Below are 17,137 nucleotides of genomic sequence, written 5' to 3'. Positions count from 1 at the left end.
AATAATAGTAATATAATAGGTTAAACAAATGAAATTAAAACAGTTGTTGTTGGGTTTTTTGCTAGTAACCGCTTTTGTTTCTAAAGCACAAGACTCGTCCAAGAGGATTCTATTTACCATCAATGAAACTCCTTATTATACGGATGAATTCAAGCGAGTGTACAACAAAAACATCGATCTGGTTAAGGACGAATCTCAAAAAGACCTGAATAAATACCTCGATTTGTACGTTGGCTATAAATTAAAAATCAACAAAGCGTATGAATTGGGTTTGCAAAACAATCCCAAATACATCAATGAGTTGAATTCCTACCGAACCCAACTCGCTAAAAATTATTTGACCGATGTAAAAGTGACGAATGAGTTGGTTCAAGAAGCCTACGATCGTTCGTTAAAAGAAATCAACGCTTCGCACATTTTATTTTTGGTAGACGAAAATGCCAGTCCAGTAGACACATTAAAAGCATATAACAAAGCAATTGCAGTACGCAAAAAAGCAGCAGCAGGAGAAGACTTTGGAACACTTGCAATGCAAAATTCAGAAGATCCTTCCGCAAAAGAAAATAAAGGAGAATTGGGTTATTTCTCAGTATTTAGAATGGTGTATCCTTTTGAATCTGGCGCTTATAAAACAGCAGTTGGTCAAGTTTCTAATCCCGTTCGTTCTCGTTTTGGATACCATTTGATAAAAGTGAATGCCGTTCGCGACAATCGAGGAGAAGTTGCTGTTTCGCATATAATGTTGACAAAATCAGAAGATTTAGATTTAAATGCGAAAAACAAATTGCGTATTCAAGAGTTGTATCAAAAATTGAATCAAGGCGAAAAATTTGAAGAGGTTGCGAAACAGTTTTCAGATGATAAATCATCAGCACCAAACGGAGGTCGAATTGCTCCTTTCAGTTCCGGTCAGTTGAGTTCAGATGAATTTGAAAATGTTGCTTTTGGCTTGACCAAAGAACAACCGCTTTCCAAGCCTTTTGAAACCAATTTCGGTTTTCACATCGTGCGTTTGAACGAGAAAATTCCAGTGAAATCTTTTGAAGAAATGCAAGAGGATTTGCAAAGCAAAATTGGCCGTGATGAACGTTCTCGATTAATTGAAAATTCGGTTACGGAGCGTTTGAGAAAGAAGTATAAAATCACTACCGATAAAAAAGTGTATGCGGCAATTGAAAAGTCGTTTACGGATGACTTTTACAAAGGAATGTGGAAAAGTGAAGAGATAAAAACACCGTTCAATGAAAATTTATTGACCGTAAATACCACCAAAAGTTCGGGTCGGGATTTCTTGAATTACATTCAAAATAACCAAAGAGTAGCCTTGGATGTTAAACCATTGTCAAAAATGGTTTCAGTGTTGTACGAACAATTTACGGATGCGGAGTTGAATAAATATTACAATAGTAATTTGGAAAATGAGTTTCCGGAATTTGCCAATGTAATGAGTGAATACCGCGACGGATTGTTGCTTTTTGACCTTATGGAAAAAGAAATCTGGGAGAAATCAAAAACAGATACAGTAGGATTGCAGTCTTTTTATGATAAAAACAAGCAGAACTACCAGTGGAAAAAGCGTTATGATATTTTAGTGGTTTCTTCAACGAAAAAAGAGTTCATCAAAAAAGCAGAGAAACTGTTGAAAAAAGGAAAGTCGGCAGCTGAAATTAAACAGACTTTGAATTCAGGTACAGATTTGGAAGTAATTGAAAAAGAAGGAATTTTTGAAGAAGGTAGTACGTTGTTGCCACAAAACGTAGGGGATAAAAAAGGGCTGACTTCAATTACAAAGGAAGGTGCGTATTATTATGTAAGTCGAATTAAAAATGTACTTCCGGCAGCTCAAAAAACGTTTGAAGAATGTGAAGGAAAAGTAGTCAATGATTACCAACAATATTTGGAAGAACACTGGGTTTCTGATTTAAAAAAGGAATTTAATATTAAAGTAAATCAGCCGATTTTTGAAGAAGTAAAAGCAGAAATCAAGTCGTAGATGTTTAAAAAGTGTCTCCTGATATTGACAATTGCATTGTTTGCTTCTTGTACATATTTCAAGAAAGAAAATGATCCGCAAGCTGTGGCACGAGTAGGAGATAGTTATTTGTATGCTTCTGAGTTGGACAGTTTGGTTCCGAAAAACACATCAAAAGAAGACAGCACCTTATTGATTAAAAGCTACATCGACCGTTGGGTCACGCGAAAGCTTTTAGTTACGGCAGCGGAACGGAATTTAGACGATGCTAAAAAAGAAGAGTTTAGCGTTTTAGTACGTCAGTATAAAAACGACTTGTATACGAAAGCTTACATTGAAAAAATGGTGCAAACTACCGTAGATACTGTGATTAATGACAGTGAACTAAGAAGGTATTACGACGCGAATAAGGAAAATTTTAAAACAAATGGAACGCTGGTGCAGTTGAGGTATTTGCATTTGTCGAAAGACCATCCCAAATATGCGACTATAAAAAGTAATTTTTTAAACTTTAAGAAGTCGGATGCGAAGTTTTGGCGCACGTACCAAATGCAGTTTAAAAATTCAGCACTGAATGATTCAGTTTGGGTATCAATGAATGAAGTATACCGCAGAGTGCCATTTATCACTCCGGAAAATAGAGATAAATACATCAGCGAAGGAATGGCTTTTGAAAAGTCGGATTCGTTAAATGATGTGTATTTAGTGAAAATAAAAAAAGTGATTAATAGAAATCAAATTAGTCCGTTTGAATATTTAAAACCAACTTTGCAACAAGTAATTTTGAATAGAAGAAAGTTAGAATTAATAAAAAAGTTTGAAAAAGAAATTACAGAAGATGCAATCAAAAATAAAGATTATGAAGTTTTTAAGTAGTAGAAATTTAGCCGTAGTATTGTTGACTTTAGGCTCGTTGGGTTTGGCGAAAGCCCAAGATGTAGTGGTGACGGATACGGTAAAGAAAGCCCCAGAAACTTCAAAAAATTTTAAAGGCAGAATGAAAGTGGACGGCATCATTGCCACGGTTGGTGATTACATTATTCTTGATTCCGATATTGATAAAAACCTTCTTGAAGCGGAAGCAAGTGGAAATGATATTTCTAAAATCAGCCGCTGCCAAATGTTAGGGAAGTTACTTGAAGAGCGTCTTTATGCACACCAGGCAAAACAAGATAGTGTTATTGTTTCTGACGCAGAAATCAATGGCATGATGGAGGAAAAAATTGACATCATGTTAGAGCAAAGTCGGGGTTCAATGGATGATCTAGTGAAGTTTTATAAGAAAAATTCGGAAGAAGAGTTCCGACGTTATTTCTTTGATATTTTGAAAATGAATAAGTTGACGTCTGCGATGACGAATTCAATCATTGAAAAAGTTGAAATTACGCCGGAAGAAGTACGCAACTTTTTCGTAAACATTCCTAAAGAAGAATTGCCAATCGTAAGTGATGAGGTGGAGATTTCGCAAATTGTAATTTATCCTAAAATTACGCAAGTTGAGAAACAAAAAATCATTGATAAATTAAACGAGTTCAAAAGCGACATTGCTGCAGGATCAAGTTTTTACAGTAAAGCGGTTTTGTATTCGCAAGATCCTGGATCAAAATCGAACGGAGGTTACATGAAAGTAAACCGTAAATCACCTTTAGTAAAGGAATTTAAAGAAGTTGCCTTTAGTTTAGATGAAGGTCAGATTTCAGAACCTTTTGAAACGGAATACGGATTTCATATTATTTATATTGAGAAAATTAAAGGTCAGGATGTAGAATTAAGACACATCTTAATCGCGCCAAAAGTTTCTGAAGAGTCTTTGAAAGAAGCAAAAGACGAAATTACTTTGATTCGGAAAAAGATTGTTGATGGCGAAATCAGTTTTGCGGATGCAGCGAGAAGTTCTTCTGATGAGAAAGAAACGAGAGCAAATGGTGGTACTTTATTGAATCCAAAATCATTGGATAGTAAGTTTGATATGACAAAATTAGACGCTGTTTTATACGGTCAAGTTTCGAATTTGAAAACAGGTGAAGTTTCGCTTCCTTTTTTAGAAGAAGACCGCGTGAAAGGAAAGATTTATAAATTAATGATGGTTACAAATCGAATTCCTTCGCATCCCGTTGATTACTCACAAGATTATTTGAAAATCAAAGAATTTGCCTTGAGTGACAAACGAATTAAGGAAATTGCAAAGTGGAGCAAAGAGAAAATTAAAGATACATACGTTAAAATCAATGGCGAATACCGCGACTGTGATTTTGTAAACAATTGGTTGAAAAAATAAACCAGTAGTAAGTTGTTACTCTTTAATTCTAAAAATTTAATCCATGTCTGATATCACTGCTGTTGAAAATTTAGTTCAGAAACGTTTAGCGTTAAAAGCTGAGATTGCAAAAATCATCGTAGGCCAAGACGTTGTTGTTGATCAAATACTTTTAAGTATTTTTTCAGGAGGCCATGCCTTACTTGTTGGAGTTCCAGGATTGGCGAAGACTTTGATGGTAAATACGTTGGCACAAGCCTTAGGATTGGATTTTAAGAGAATTCAGTTTACACCGGATTTAATGCCGTCGGATATTTTAGGAAGTGAAATTTTAGATGAGAATCGTACGTTCAAATTTATTAAAGGACCTATTTTCTCGAACATTATTTTGGCAGATGAAATCAACAGGACGCCACCGAAAACGCAAGCGGCTTTATTAGAAGCGATGCAGGAACGGTCTGTTACGATTGCAGGACATAATTATAAACTCGATTTGCCGTATTTTGTTTTGGCTACGCAAAACCCAATTGAGCAAGAAGGAACGTATCCGTTACCGGAAGCACAATTGGACCGTTTTATGTTTTCGATTAATTTAGATTATCCTTCTTTTGCTGAAGAAGTACAAGTGGTAAAAAGTACAACTTCGGATCTCAAACAGACGATTAATCCACTATTTACCGCACAAGAAATTACGGAGTTCCAACAGTTGATTCGTAGAATTCCTGTAGCCGATAATGTGATTGAATATGCCGTGACATTGGTTTCTAAAACCAGACCTTCCAACGATTTGGCAACGGACTATATTAAAAATTATATTGATTGGGGTGCTGGACCAAGGGCTTCGCAAAATTTAATTTTAGCAGCCAAAGCACATGCCGCTTTTAACGGAAAATTTTCACCAGATATAGAAGATGTAAAAGCAGTTGCCATTGGAATTTTGCGCCACCGTGTGGTGAAAAATTACAAAGCAGATGCGGAAGGAATAACGATTGAGCAAATTATCAAGCAGTTGTTTTAACAGCAAAAAAATATACTTTTTTAAAAGGCCTGCGACGTAAAAGTCAGTGGGCCTTTTTAATACAAGCGTAATTTAGAAGCGTTCTAGGTAATTGCAAATAGAAGCAATTCCGAATTTGATAAAAAATGTTGCTTAAAATAGCAAAAGCATAATTTTTTAAACTAAAAATAAAAAATATTTAATAATAATCAACTAAATTGACGATTTGAAACTAATAATTGTTCGAATAGTTGTTTTTATTATTGATAGTGCAATTCTGCCTGAAATTCACTAATTTTGTGTGATTAAAAAACTAACATACTACATTATGGCTTTTGATATTGAAATGATTAAAAAGGTGTATGAAAACATGCCGTCTCGTGTGGATAAAGCACGTGAACTTGTTGGACATCCACTTACCTTAACTGAGAAAATTTTATACAACCACTTGTGGGAAGGAAATCCGAACACGGTTTTTACCAGAGGTAAGGATTATGTTGATTTTGCACCGGATCGTGTAGCTTGTCAAGATGCTACGGCACAAATGGCTTTGTTGCAGTTTATGCATGCGGGAAAACCAAAGGTTGCAGTTCCTACAACGGTACATTGCGATCACTTGATCCAAGCAAAAGTCGGTGCTGAAGCTGATTTGAAACGAGCTAATGCTCAAAGTAACGAAGTGTTTGATTTTCTTTCTTCGGTATCAAATAAATACGGAATTGGTTTTTGGAAACCAGGAGCGGGAATTATTCACCAAGTAGTATTGGAGAATTATGCGTTTCCAGGTGGAATGATGATTGGTACGGATTCACATACCGTAAATGCAGGAGGATTAGGAATGGTTGCCATTGGAGTAGGTGGTGCTGACGCCGTAGACGTAATGTCAGGTATGGCTTGGGAATTGAAATTCCCAAAATTAATTGGAGTAAAATTGACTGGTAAATTATCAGGATGGACGGCTCCAAAAGATGTTATTTTAAAAGTAGCTGGAATCTTAACCGTAAAAGGGGGAACAGGTGCTATCGTTGAATATTTTGGTGAAGGTGCAACAGCAATGTCTTGTACAGGTAAAGGAACTATTTGTAACATGGGTGCTGAAATTGGAGCTACAACTTCTACTTTTGGTTACGATGCTTCAATGGGTCGTTACTTACGTGCTACAGGAAGAACTGATGTGGCTGATGCTGCTGATCAAATTGCTCCATACTTAACAGGAGATGAGGAAGTGTATGCAAATCCAGAAAAATATTTTGACCAAGTTATTGAAATCAATCTTTCTGAATTAGAACCACATTTGAACGGTCCTTTTACGCCAGATTTGGCTACGCCAATTTCAAAAATGAGAGAAGAAGCAATTAAAAACAATTGGCCTTTACAGATTCAAGTTGGTTTAATCGGTTCTTGTACGAACTCTTCTTATGAAGATATTTCTCGTGCAGCTTCACTAGCCAGACAAGTTGCTGCAAAAGGATTGAAAACCAAATCACAATTTGCCATTAATCCAGGTTCAGAAACGATTCGATATACAATTGAACGCGATGGATTTATTGATACGTTTGAAAAAATTGGCGCCACAGTATTTGCAAATGCATGTGGACCCTGTATTGGAATGTGGGACCGAGAAGGAGCTGAAAAAGAAGAACGTAATACAATCGTTCACTCGTTCAACCGTAACTTCTCAAAAAGAGCAGATGGAAATCCAAACACTTTAGCTTTCGTAGGTTCACCAGAGTTGGTAACTGCTTTAGCAATTGCTGGAGATTTAGGTTTTAATCCATTAACAGATACATTGATCAACGAGAACGGTGAAGAAGTACGTTTAGAAGAGCCAACAGGTGACGAATTGCCACCAAATGGTTTCGACGTTGAAGATCCAGGTTTTCAAGCTCCGGCTGAAGACGGTTCTGGTGTTGTCGTTTCTGTAAGTGAAGATTCTGAGCGTTTGCAATTATTAGCTCCGTTCCAACCTTGGGATGGCAACAATATTACAGGTGCCAAATTACTGATAAAAGCATTCGGAAAATGTACGACGGATCACATCTCAATGGCTGGACCATGGTTGCGTTTCAGAGGACATTTAGATAATATTTCAAACAATATGTTGATTGGAGCTATCAATGCTTACACTCAAAAAACGAATTCAGTTAAAAACCAATTAACCGGAACTTACGATGCGGTTCCTGCAGTAGCAAGAGCTTATAAAGCAGCTGGAATTCCTTCAATTGTTGTGGGTGATCATAATTACGGTGAAGGTTCTTCTCGTGAACATGCAGCAATGGAACCTCGTTTCTTAGGTGTGAAAGCAGTTTTAGTGAAATCTTTCGCCCGAATTCACGAAACGAATTTGAAAAAACAAGGAATGTTAGGTTTGACGTTTGCAACGGAAAGCGACTATGATAAAATCCAAGAAAATGATATCATCAATTTCGTAGATTTAAAAGAATTTGCTCCAGGGAAACAATTGACTTTAGAATTTGTGCATGAAGATGGTTCAAAAGACATCATCATGGCAAATCATACTTATAATGAAGGACAAATCGGATGGTTTGTGGCTGGTTCAGCATTAAACTTGATTGCTGCTGGGAAAGCGTAATTAAAGTTTAGTTTTTACGAATATTTAAAACTCCCGAGAAATCGGGAGTTTTTTTATGGATTAATTTTGAATCATTAAGAGATTAAGAAAATTAAGTGTTTATGAATCTTAATGCTTTTTAAAATCTATTCCATTTTTCAATTTCAAAATCTGTGCTAATTCGTGTAATCTGTGTAAAACTCAACCAAAAAAAAAGTCCGTTTCAATTAAGAAACAGACTTTTAAATATAATATCGGAAATCTAATTTCAAACTTACAACTTACGTCATAATTCAAAAATCATAATTTCTACTAGTAGTAATTGAATCTTCTTACTTTAGCAATATATTTTGCTAAACGAATTACTTGGTGGCTGTAACCATATTCGTTGTCGTACCAGATGTACAATACGATGTTTTTACCATCAGCAGAAACGATTGTAGCGTTGCTGTCGTAAATTGACGGAGCTGAAGTTCCGATGATGTCCGAAGAAACCAATTCGTTGTTTACTGAATATTTGATTTGCTCTACTAATTCACCTTCCAATGCATATTTTCTCATGATTGCATTGATGTCTTCTACTGAAGTTTGTTTGTTCACTTCTAAAGTCAAAACCACTAATGATCCGTTTGGAACTGGTACACGAATCGCGTTAGAAGTTAATTTTCCTGCTAAAGAAGGCAATGCTTTTGCAACCGCACTTCCAGCACCTGTTTCAGTAATAACCATGTTTAAACCTGCAGCTCTACCACGACGGTATTTTTTGTGCATGTTATCGGTTAAGTTCTGATCATTAGTGTAAGCGTGGATTGTTTCCAAGTGACCTTTTACAACTCCTAACGTATCTTCAATCGCTTTTAATACTGGAGTAATCGCGTTTGTAGTACAAGAAGCTGCAGAGAAAATGTCAACTGTATCTGGGTTGTATTCGTTTTGGTTTACACCGTGAACGATATTTGGCACCCCTTTTCCTGGAGCTGTCAATAAAACTTTATGAGCACCTTTTGAAGTCAAGTGTCTTGCTAATGCTTTTTCGTCTGTAAAAGCACCAGTGTTGTCAATAATTAAAGCATCTTCGATTCCGTAAGTAGTATAGTCGATGTCTTCTGGAGCATTTGCTGTAATGATGTGAACAGTTGTTCCGTTGATGATCAACGCATTGTTCTCCACATCAGCAATTACTGAACCTTGGAAATCTCCGTGGATCGAATCGTGACGTAACAATGAAGCTCTTTTCTCTAAAGTAGTAGCGTCATTTTTATCTCTTGTCACAATCGCTCTCAAACGCAACTGACTTCCTTTTCCTGTTTTTGACATCAATTCACGAGCTAATAAACGTCCAATTCGTCCAAATCCGTAAAGAACTACGTTTTTAGGTTGGATTTCTTTGCTTTCTTTCGCGTCTTTCAATTTAGCGATGACAAAAGATTTTGCATCGTTATATTGGTCGTGCTCTAAATGAAATTCGTATGCTAATTTACCGATGTCTAATTTAGAAGGTGGTAAATCTAATGAAGCGATTGCTGCAGCGATTTCCACAGAATCAAACACAGAAATTGGTTTGCCCACGAAAGCGTTTGCATATTCGTGCAAATTGATAATGTCACTTACGTTACGGTCGATCAACTGATTTCTGAAGAAAACCAATTCAATTGATTTGTCGTACCATAAATCACTAATGATGTTGATGAATTTTACTCCGGCACGTCTTCTGTCTGCTTGAAAAGAAAGTTCCTTTTCGTAGGTCATGTTTTTGTCCATTTCTGTAATTGTAAAAAAGTTAGTGTTGTTTTTTAAAATTTGGTGCAAAAGTACTTAATTCAAACGTTTTCGTAAAGCATTTTAAGAACAATTTGCCAAATCGATTGAAATACTTTGCAAACCTCTTATTTTACGGTGTGAATTTGAGTTTTTATTTTCTAAAAAACTGATATAAAAGTTTTTATAGTATTCTAAAATAATAATTTCTGCTAATAACGAACTATTTTATTTAGTAAATTTGAAACTTCCCTAAATGATGAAAAATACAGCATTTGCCACTTTTGTGAAGCGAATCCTTGTTTGCTTTTTGGACCGCTTGATGGCGGATAAATTCGAAATCCTCGTTTACCTTCTTTTAACGATGTTGAAATTATATTTTTCTCCATAAGAATGGTTTTTGGAAAAATAAACCAACCAGAATCAATTTCATTTTTTACTTCAATTATTAAGAAGTCGAAATCATCATTTTTCTCAAAAGGTGCGATCACACCGCTTGGAATTCGTTTCCAAAAAGTTACAAATAATCCTTCTTTTTTAGGTGTTACTTTCGCTTTTCGAAAATGAATTTGTCGTTCCTCAATCTTAAACCGACAAGCGTCGTATTCTTGACTTTCTTTTTCACGCATAAAATCGGTTGCAATTAAATTTGCTTTTAAAAGGTTCTCATTTATTTGTTCAAAAAGTCGCATTGTAAATTTTTAAGGCTAAAATAGTTTTTTTTGAACAAAAAAAAGAGCCAACACGGTGGTTGACTCTTTTAAATACAATTCTTTGATTTCTAAATAATAATCCGAACGATTTGGCGGCTATTCGTCATAATTTCCAACTGAATTGCTTCCGATTCTTGTTTGCTATTAATCAACTTATTCACTTGTTCCATATCAGTAACCGGAATAGTATTTATTTTTAAAATAACAGCTCCTGTCAATTCACTTTTGAACTGTGCCAATCGCGGATTTTCAATGGATGTAATTTTTACTCCTGAATTAATTTGTAATTTTTGCCTGTCAGCCGAAGTTAGGTTTTCTAACTCCATTCCTTTGAATTTCGTTTGAACGATATCGTTTTTCGACAAGGTTACAGTTGCAACCATCATTTTTTCGTCTCTTAAAATGGTGACTTTTACTTGGTCGCTCGGTCGTTTCGTATTGATGTACCCGTTTAAATCTGCAAACGTGTTTATCGCTTTGTTATCTATTTTTATGATTACGTCTCCTTTTTTTAGACCTGCTTTTTGTGCTCCAGAATTTTTAGTCACATCACCGATGTAAAATCCTTCTGAAGTTTTTAAACCCAACTCTTTTGAAATCGTGCCGTTTAATTCAGCTCCTTGAACACCCAGCATTCCACGTTGCACCATTCCATATTCTAAAATGTCTTCAATAATTTTACGCGTAATATTTGAAGGAACTGCAAAAGAATAGCCTACGTAAGAACCTGTATTTGACGAAATCATTGTATTAATTCCAATCAGTTCACCTCTAGTATTCACTAAAGCGCCACCACTATTTCCAGGATTCACCACGGCGTCGGTTTGAATAAAAGATTGCAGTCCTGAAGTGTCTAGATTTCTAGCTTTCGCCGAAACTATTCCCGCCGTAACTGTTGAATTTAAATTATACGGATTCCCAACGGCTAACACCCATTCGCCCACTTTTACATTGTCCGAATCCGCAAAAGTCGAGTAAGGAAGTTTTTCATCTGCATCGATTTTCAGTAATGAAATGTCCATCTTTTCGTCTGTACCAATAAGTTTTGCTTTGTAGGATTTTCCGTTATTCAAGGTAATTTCAATATCTTGAGCGGCTTTTATCACGTGATTATTCGTCACAATATAACCGTCCTCCGAAATAATTACGCCTGAACCCGTTCCAATTTGCTCCTGCTGTTGTCCGCCTCGATACCCGTAATAATACTCTAAAATTGGGTTAGAAACCGTTCGGTACGACACATTTTTTACGTGAACCACCGAGTGAACTGCTTTGTCGGCCGCGTCTACAAAATCAATGTTTTCTGCTCCAAGACCAACCGTTTTCATATACGATTGCGGTGCAACACTTACCGTATTTTCTGATTTTGAAAATGTGTTATTTTCATCAAAGACCAACTTGTAAGCACCAAGTGTAGTCGCCCCACTTAACAATGCTACTGCGAAAAGACTAGTATATTTTTTCATTATCAATTAATTATTGGATTATTTAACTACAAATTTAGAAGTTTCATTTGCTAACTAAAATTCGTTTAACGCTCGATTAACAATGATTAACTTTTCATTAATAAGTGTAACTTTGTGAAACTAAATTGATCCAATGGAATTACAATTCGACAAATACCAAGGCACGGGAAATGATTTTGTGATGATTGACAATCGTTCGGGAGCTTTTCCAAAAAGCACACAGTTAATTAGTAAACTCTGCGACAGGCGATTTGGAATTGGTGGCGACGGTCTTATTTTGTTAGAAAATGACGCGACCACGGATTTTAGAATGGTCTATTACAATTCGGATGGAAACGAAAGTTCCATGTGCGGAAATGGCGGCCGTTGTTTGGTGGCTTTCGCCAAAAAGCTTCAGATTTTTGACAATGAAACTACTTTTATAGCGGTGGATGGTTTGCATTATGCAAAAATTAATTCGGATAAAACAGTTTCGTTACAAATGAAAAATGTTGATAATATTAAAGTTGAAGAAGATTATGTCTTTATGAATACGGGTTCGCCTCATCATGTTCAAATGGTGAATGCTATTAAGAATTTCAACGTAAAAGAAACGGGTTTTCAAATTCGATACAGCGATTTATATGGAAATGCAGGAAGTAATGTGAATTTTGTAGAACAGGTTAACGACGATACTTTTACGGTGCGAACTTATGAACGTGGTGTCGAAGATGAAACGTTGTCCTGCGGAACCGGAGTTACAGCTGTTGCAATTGCAATGTTTGTTATTGGAAAAACCAAGAGCAATGACGTAAATTTAAACGTAGAAGGTGGTTCGTTGACGGTGAAATTTCAAGGTGGAAAAGATAATTTTACGGACGTTTTTCTAACCGGACCTGCAACATTCGTCTTTTCAGGAAGTATTCAAATCTAAAAACATATGATTACTTTAAAAGGAACTAATTTATATTTAAGAGCGCTAGAACCTGAAGATTTAGAGTTCGTGCACAGCATTGAAAACGACGAAGCGATTTGGAATGTAAGTAACACCCAAACGCCATACAGCAAGTTTTTAATTCGCCAGTATTTAGAAAATGCACACCAAGATATTTACGAAGCCAAACAGTTGCGGTTGGCGATTTGCAAAAACAACTCTGAAGAAGCCATTGGTTTAATTGACTTATTTGATTTTGACCCTAGAAATAAAAGAGCAGGAATAGGTATTGTAATTCAAAATCTAACAGAAAGGGGCCACGGTTATGGCGCTGAAAGTTTAGAGTTATTAATCAATTATAGTTTTAACCAACTGAATTTACATCAATTGTATGCAAATATTGGGGTGGAAAATCAAACTAGTATAAAGCTTTTTACTACTTTTGGTTTTCAAAAATGCGGCGTCAAGAAGGATTGGAATTTAATTGAAAACACCTACCAAGACGAAGCACTTTTCCAACTTATTAATCCATTCATTTAAACTTTGACTCGTGAACTTTAAAAAAATTCTTACTTATTTATCTCTTGCAGTGGTAATTGGTGCTTCCGTTTACGGCTATTTGATTTACAAAAATATCTTTTCTGCGAACACGACTTTTTCAGAGAAAGAGGTTTACGTAAATATTCCAACCGACTCGAATTATAACGATGTGATACAAATAATCACGCCTTATATCAAGGACATGGAATTATTTCAAATGACGGCAGAAAAGAAATCTTATGTTGCAAACGTGAAACCAGGTCGCTTTTTGTTAAAAAGAGATATGAATAACAATGATTTAGTAAATGCACTGAGAGTTAATGTACCGTTGAATTTAGCATTTAACAACCAAGAACGTTTAGAAGATTTCGCAGGACGAATTGGTTCTCAAATCGAAGCAGACAGTAGAAGCCTAATGAGAAGTTTTACTGATGAAGATTTTTTGAAAGAACAAAACATGACGCGCGAAAATGTGTTGAGCTTATTTATTCCTAATTCTTATGAGTTTTTCTGGAACACTTCTGCGGATAAATTTCGTGAACGCATGGCAAAGGAATACCGCAAGTTTTGGACGCCTGAAAGATTGCAAAAAGCAGCAGCACAAAACCTGACTCCATTAGAAGTGGCTACATTAGCTTCAATCGTGCACAAAGAAACCGTAAAATCGGACGAGCGACCTAGAGTTGCCGGAGTGTACTTAAACCGTTTGAATCGCGGAATTAAATTAGAAGCAGATCCAACGGTGATTTATGCGGTTAAGAAAAATGCCGATGATTTTGACATTGAAATCAAACGCGTTTTATACAAGGATTTGGAGACCAATTCGCCCTATAACACTTATATGTATGAAGGTTTACCTCCAGGACCTATCGCGATGCCTGATGTTACTGCTTTAGATGCGGTTTTGAATCCGGAGAAGCACAACTATATTTTCTTTTGTGCAAGCGTGACGAATTTTGGATACCATGAATTTGCCGTAACTGCTGCTCAACATGAGGTGAATCGTCAGAAATATGTAGCGTGGATTAGTAAACAAGGCATTAAAAGGTAGAGTTGAACTACAAATTTATTTTAATTTTAATTTTCAGTATTGGTCTGCAATCGGTTTTTGCGCAAGGTAAAATAGAATCATTTTTAACACCTTCCGATACCTTGAACCTGAAGAGACAAAATGCTGTTTTTACAACCCAAATTGTTACAGCATCCGCGACACTTTTGGCACTCAACCAATTGTGGTATAAGGATTATCCCAAAAGTGATTTCCATTTCTTAAACGATAATGGGCAATGGCTCCAAATGGACAAAGCAGGTCATATTTTTTCTGCTTATCATGTCGGTCGCGTTGGTGCAGAAATGTTAGAGTGGAGCGGAAGTAGTGTCAAAAATCAGCGTTTGTATGGCGCTACTTTAGGTTTTGCATTTCTTACCGCTGTTGAAGTAATGGACGGTTTTTCGGCAGAATGGGGAGCTTCTTATGGTGATATTATAGCGAATGCATCAGGAACTGCATTGTTTATTTCCCAAGATTTACTTTGGAACGAACAACGGATCATTCCAAAATTCTCCTATCATCAAACCGTTTATCCATCGGCTCGTCCAAATACGTTAGGAAGCACTTGGAACGAACAAATTCTAAAAGATTATAACGGGCAAACCTATTGGTTATCTGCCCATATTGCTTCTTTTGTTCCTAGTGCGAAAGTTCCAAAATGGTTGAATTTAGCTGTTGGTTATGGTGCTGAAGGAATGATTACAGGCGATGCTGTTTTAGTGAATAGTATTTTCTTACCTGAAACGAAGAGAATCCGCCAATTTTACTTGAGTTTAGATGTCGATTTAACCAAAATTCAAACTAAAAACCATACTTTAAAAACCCTTTTCTCCCTTTTTAATACAATTAAAATTCCTGCTCCATCTCTAGAAGTCCTTGGTAATGGTAGGTTTAAATGGCACGCTGTGTATTTTTAGATTTTATTAACACGCTGATTATCAGATTTATATTTTTATTCGTATATTTGCAGGCTGAAATTTCTCAAAGTGACAGGGTTTGAGAAGAAATTCAAGTTATGATCAAAAAATGGATATATTACACTAGTATTGCACTTATTACTGCTTTTATTACTTTAAGTTTTAAAGCGACTACACACAACAATCGAAACGTTGTAAAACAAGACGAATCGTCTTTTTACATTCTTCCCTCTTTAGAAGAAATAGACAACGGCACCGACGAATACCTCAATTTCAATTTTCCTTATACTGGAAAAACCTTTACTGGGTTTAAAGAAGCACTTGCCTGGAAAGAATCTCAGGGAAAATATACTTTGATTAATTCCCTTGGTTATATGGGGAAATATCAATTCGGTATTGCGGCACTTCGAGCAATCGGAATTCACGACAGTTCAGAGTTTTTGAGAAATCCACGTATGCAAGAGAAAGCGTTCAAAGCATTGTTAGCTAAGAACAAATGGGAATTGCGCAAAGAAATCAAAAAGTACGACGGAAAAGTGGTAAATGGAATTGCAGTTACAGAATCGGGGATTTTAGCAGCTGCTCATTTAGGTGGAGCGGGTTCAGTGAAAAAATTCTTTAAGAACAATGGCAAAAGAAGTATTAAAGACAATTACGGAACCAGTTTGCAAAGCTATATGAAGAAATTTGGCGGCTACGATACTTCCTTTATTGAGGCAAATAGCAACGCTAAAATCAAGCATTAACAAAACGAATTATACTGAAAAAGCGACTTGTGAAAGTCGCTTTTTTTATGAATTTACATTTTATGAATGATAAAAATACAAGGTCGATTGTGTAAATCGACGTTCGTCTTTTTCCATTCTTGAACACGCATGCTCTTAATGTATTCTGTAGGTAATGTAATATCGGCTGCCACACAAATATGAGTGGAAGGTTGGAGAATTTGCAACAAATCTTCCAGCATTTTATTATTGCGGTAAGGTGTTTCAATAAACAACTGCGACTGGTTTTTATCAGCTGACAATTTTTCTAAACTTTTCAGCATCGCTTTCTTTTCGTCTTTTTCAATGGGTAAATAACCATTGAAAGCGAAACTTTGACCGTTCATTCCAGAAGCCATTACAGCCAATAAAATGGACGATGGACCAACTAACGGGATAACTTGAATTCCATTTTCATGTGCCAGCTTGACTATTGCAGCACCAGGATCAGCAACACCTGGACAACCTGCATCCGACATCAATCCAATATTCTCGCCGTCTAAACAAGGTTTAATCATTGCAAAATGTTCTGATTTTTCCGTTCGTTTGTTGAGTGAACTTAATTTTAAAGTAGCTTGGACTTTCTGGGGACAAATACTTTTGATGAATTTTCGCGCGTCTTTTTCGTTTTCAACTACAAAAGTATCCATCAGCTCAATCGCGCGTTGAACCGTTTGCGGAAGCACATCCATCGGATTGCTATCGCCTAACGTATTGGGAATTAAATAAAGTTTTCCTTTGGGTTGCATTATAAATGGTTCTTTTTGAGATTTTCAGCGATGGTTTCACATACTTCATCGAGCATGTTATATACGATTGGAAATCCATTTTCTAAACCAAAATACGGATCCGGAACATCGACATTCTCACCTTCGAAAAGTTCGTTGAGAATCATTTTTACCTTCTCTTTCGAGTTCGCATCAGGTGCTAAGGCTATAATATTTTGGTAATTTGATCCATCCATTGCATAGATATAATCGTAATCGATGAAATCTTGTGCGGTAAATTGTCGCGCTTGTTGGTGCGAAATGTCTAAACCTTTTTCTTTTGCAATAGCTATAGAGCGATGATCGGGATTTTTGCCAATGTGATAATCGCCTGTTCCAGCAGAGTCGACGGTAAAATGTTCAGGCGAAAGTTTTGAAGCAAGGATTCCCTCGGCTAATGGTGAACGGCAAATATTGCCCAAGCAAACCATCAAAATCTTCGTTTTCATT

At 36.2% G+C, this 17,137-nt stretch carries 15 protein-coding genes; 10 read left to right on the top strand and 5 right to left on the bottom strand.

Features of this window, described 5'->3' with window-relative positions; all coding sequences use genetic code 11:
- Positions 1-28: 28 nt before the first annotated feature.
- The 5 genes from YWA_RS0113520 (at position 29) to YWA_RS0113500 (ending at position 7,819) form a co-directional block, all read left to right on the top strand.
- Entirely contained in the window at positions 29-1,993 is a 1,965-nt protein-coding gene (locus YWA_RS0113520; RefSeq protein ID WP_022829052.1) for a peptidylprolyl isomerase, read from the top strand.
- On the top strand, positions 1,994-2,848 hold the full coding sequence (locus tag YWA_RS0113515) for a hypothetical protein (RefSeq protein ID WP_022829051.1): 855 nt from the start codon (positions 1,994-1,996) through the stop codon (positions 2,846-2,848). It begins immediately after the preceding gene.
- On the top strand, positions 2,832-4,250 hold the full coding sequence (locus tag YWA_RS0113510) for a peptidylprolyl isomerase (protein ID WP_040472220.1): 1,419 nt from the start codon (positions 2,832-2,834) through the stop codon (positions 4,248-4,250). The genes YWA_RS0113515 and YWA_RS0113510 overlap by 17 nt, the downstream gene beginning before the upstream one ends.
- A gap of 43 nt (positions 4,251-4,293) precedes the next feature.
- Entirely contained in the window at positions 4,294-5,247 is a 954-nt protein-coding gene (locus YWA_RS0113505; protein WP_022829049.1) for an AAA family ATPase, read from the top strand.
- Between the two features lie 307 nt (positions 5,248-5,554).
- The gene (locus tag YWA_RS0113500; protein WP_022829048.1) at positions 5,555-7,819 is read left to right on the top strand and encodes an aconitate hydratase; all 2,265 of its coding nucleotides are present in this window, start codon (positions 5,555-5,557) and stop codon (positions 7,817-7,819) included.
- Between the two features lie 291 nt (positions 7,820-8,110).
- On the opposite strand, the gene YWA_RS0113495 is transcribed toward YWA_RS0113500, so the two are convergent.
- The 3 genes from YWA_RS0113495 to YWA_RS0113485 all read right to left on the bottom strand — a co-directional run bounded on the left by YWA_RS0113495 (position 8,111) and on the right by YWA_RS0113485 (position 11,735).
- Positions 8,111-9,547 carry a glyceraldehyde-3-phosphate dehydrogenase gene (locus YWA_RS0113495; RefSeq protein ID WP_245557719.1) on the bottom strand — a complete coding sequence of 479 codons (1,437 nt, stop codon included), beginning with the start codon at positions 9,545-9,547 and terminating at the stop codon, positions 8,111-8,113.
- Between the two features lie 221 nt (positions 9,548-9,768).
- Positions 9,769-10,248, bottom strand: a complete 480-nt coding sequence (locus YWA_RS0113490) for a MepB family protein (RefSeq protein WP_022829046.1) — start codon at positions 10,246-10,248, stop codon at positions 9,769-9,771.
- 89 nt (positions 10,249-10,337) lie between these two features.
- Positions 10,338-11,735: a trypsin-like peptidase domain-containing protein gene (locus YWA_RS0113485; protein ID WP_022829045.1), complete on the bottom strand. Its 1,398-nt coding sequence runs from the start codon at positions 11,733-11,735 to the stop codon at positions 10,338-10,340.
- 133 nt (positions 11,736-11,868) lie between these two features.
- Here YWA_RS0113485 and dapF point away from each other — a divergent pair, with 133 nt between their 5' ends.
- The 5 genes from dapF (at position 11,869) to YWA_RS0113460 (ending at position 15,902) form a co-directional block, all read left to right on the top strand.
- Positions 11,869-12,648, top strand: a complete 780-nt coding sequence (gene dapF / locus YWA_RS0113480; protein WP_022829044.1) for a diaminopimelate epimerase — start codon at positions 11,869-11,871, stop codon at positions 12,646-12,648.
- A 6-nt stretch (positions 12,649-12,654) separates the two neighbouring features.
- Positions 12,655-13,188 (top strand): GNAT family N-acetyltransferase, encoded by a 534-nt coding sequence (locus tag YWA_RS0113475; protein WP_022829043.1) that lies wholly within the window; start codon positions 12,655-12,657, stop codon positions 13,186-13,188.
- 10 nt (positions 13,189-13,198) lie between these two features.
- Positions 13,199-14,239 (top strand): endolytic transglycosylase MltG, encoded by a 1,041-nt coding sequence (gene mltG, locus YWA_RS0113470; protein ID WP_022829042.1) that lies wholly within the window; start codon positions 13,199-13,201, stop codon positions 14,237-14,239.
- A gap of 2 nt (positions 14,240-14,241) precedes the next feature.
- The gene (locus tag YWA_RS0113465; protein WP_022829041.1) at positions 14,242-15,156 is read left to right on the top strand and encodes a DUF2279 domain-containing protein; all 915 of its coding nucleotides are present in this window, start codon (positions 14,242-14,244) and stop codon (positions 15,154-15,156) included.
- A gap of 98 nt (positions 15,157-15,254) precedes the next feature.
- Positions 15,255-15,902 carry a hypothetical protein gene (locus YWA_RS0113460; RefSeq protein ID WP_022829040.1) on the top strand — a complete coding sequence of 216 codons (648 nt, stop codon included), beginning with the start codon at positions 15,255-15,257 and terminating at the stop codon, positions 15,900-15,902.
- Positions 15,903-15,955: 53 nt separating this feature from the next.
- Here YWA_RS0113460 and YWA_RS0113455 read toward each other — a convergent pair whose 3' ends face one another.
- Both YWA_RS0113455 and YWA_RS0113450 read right to left on the bottom strand, forming a co-directional pair.
- Positions 15,956-16,669, bottom strand: coding sequence for an SAM-dependent methyltransferase (locus tag YWA_RS0113455; RefSeq protein WP_022829039.1), 714 nt, complete (start codon positions 16,667-16,669; stop codon positions 15,956-15,958).
- A complete protein-coding gene (locus YWA_RS0113450) occupies positions 16,669-17,136 on the bottom strand; it encodes a low molecular weight protein-tyrosine-phosphatase (RefSeq protein WP_022829038.1) in 468 nt (155 codons plus the stop codon). The genes YWA_RS0113455 and YWA_RS0113450 overlap by 1 nt, the downstream gene beginning before the upstream one ends.
- Position 17,137 lies beyond the last annotated feature (1 nt).

The organism is Flavobacterium antarcticum DSM 19726, assembly GCF_000419685.1.
GTDB lineage: Bacteria > Bacteroidota > Bacteroidia > Flavobacteriales > Flavobacteriaceae > Flavobacterium > Flavobacterium antarcticum.
This window is presented reverse-complemented; position numbering and strand designations above follow the sequence as displayed.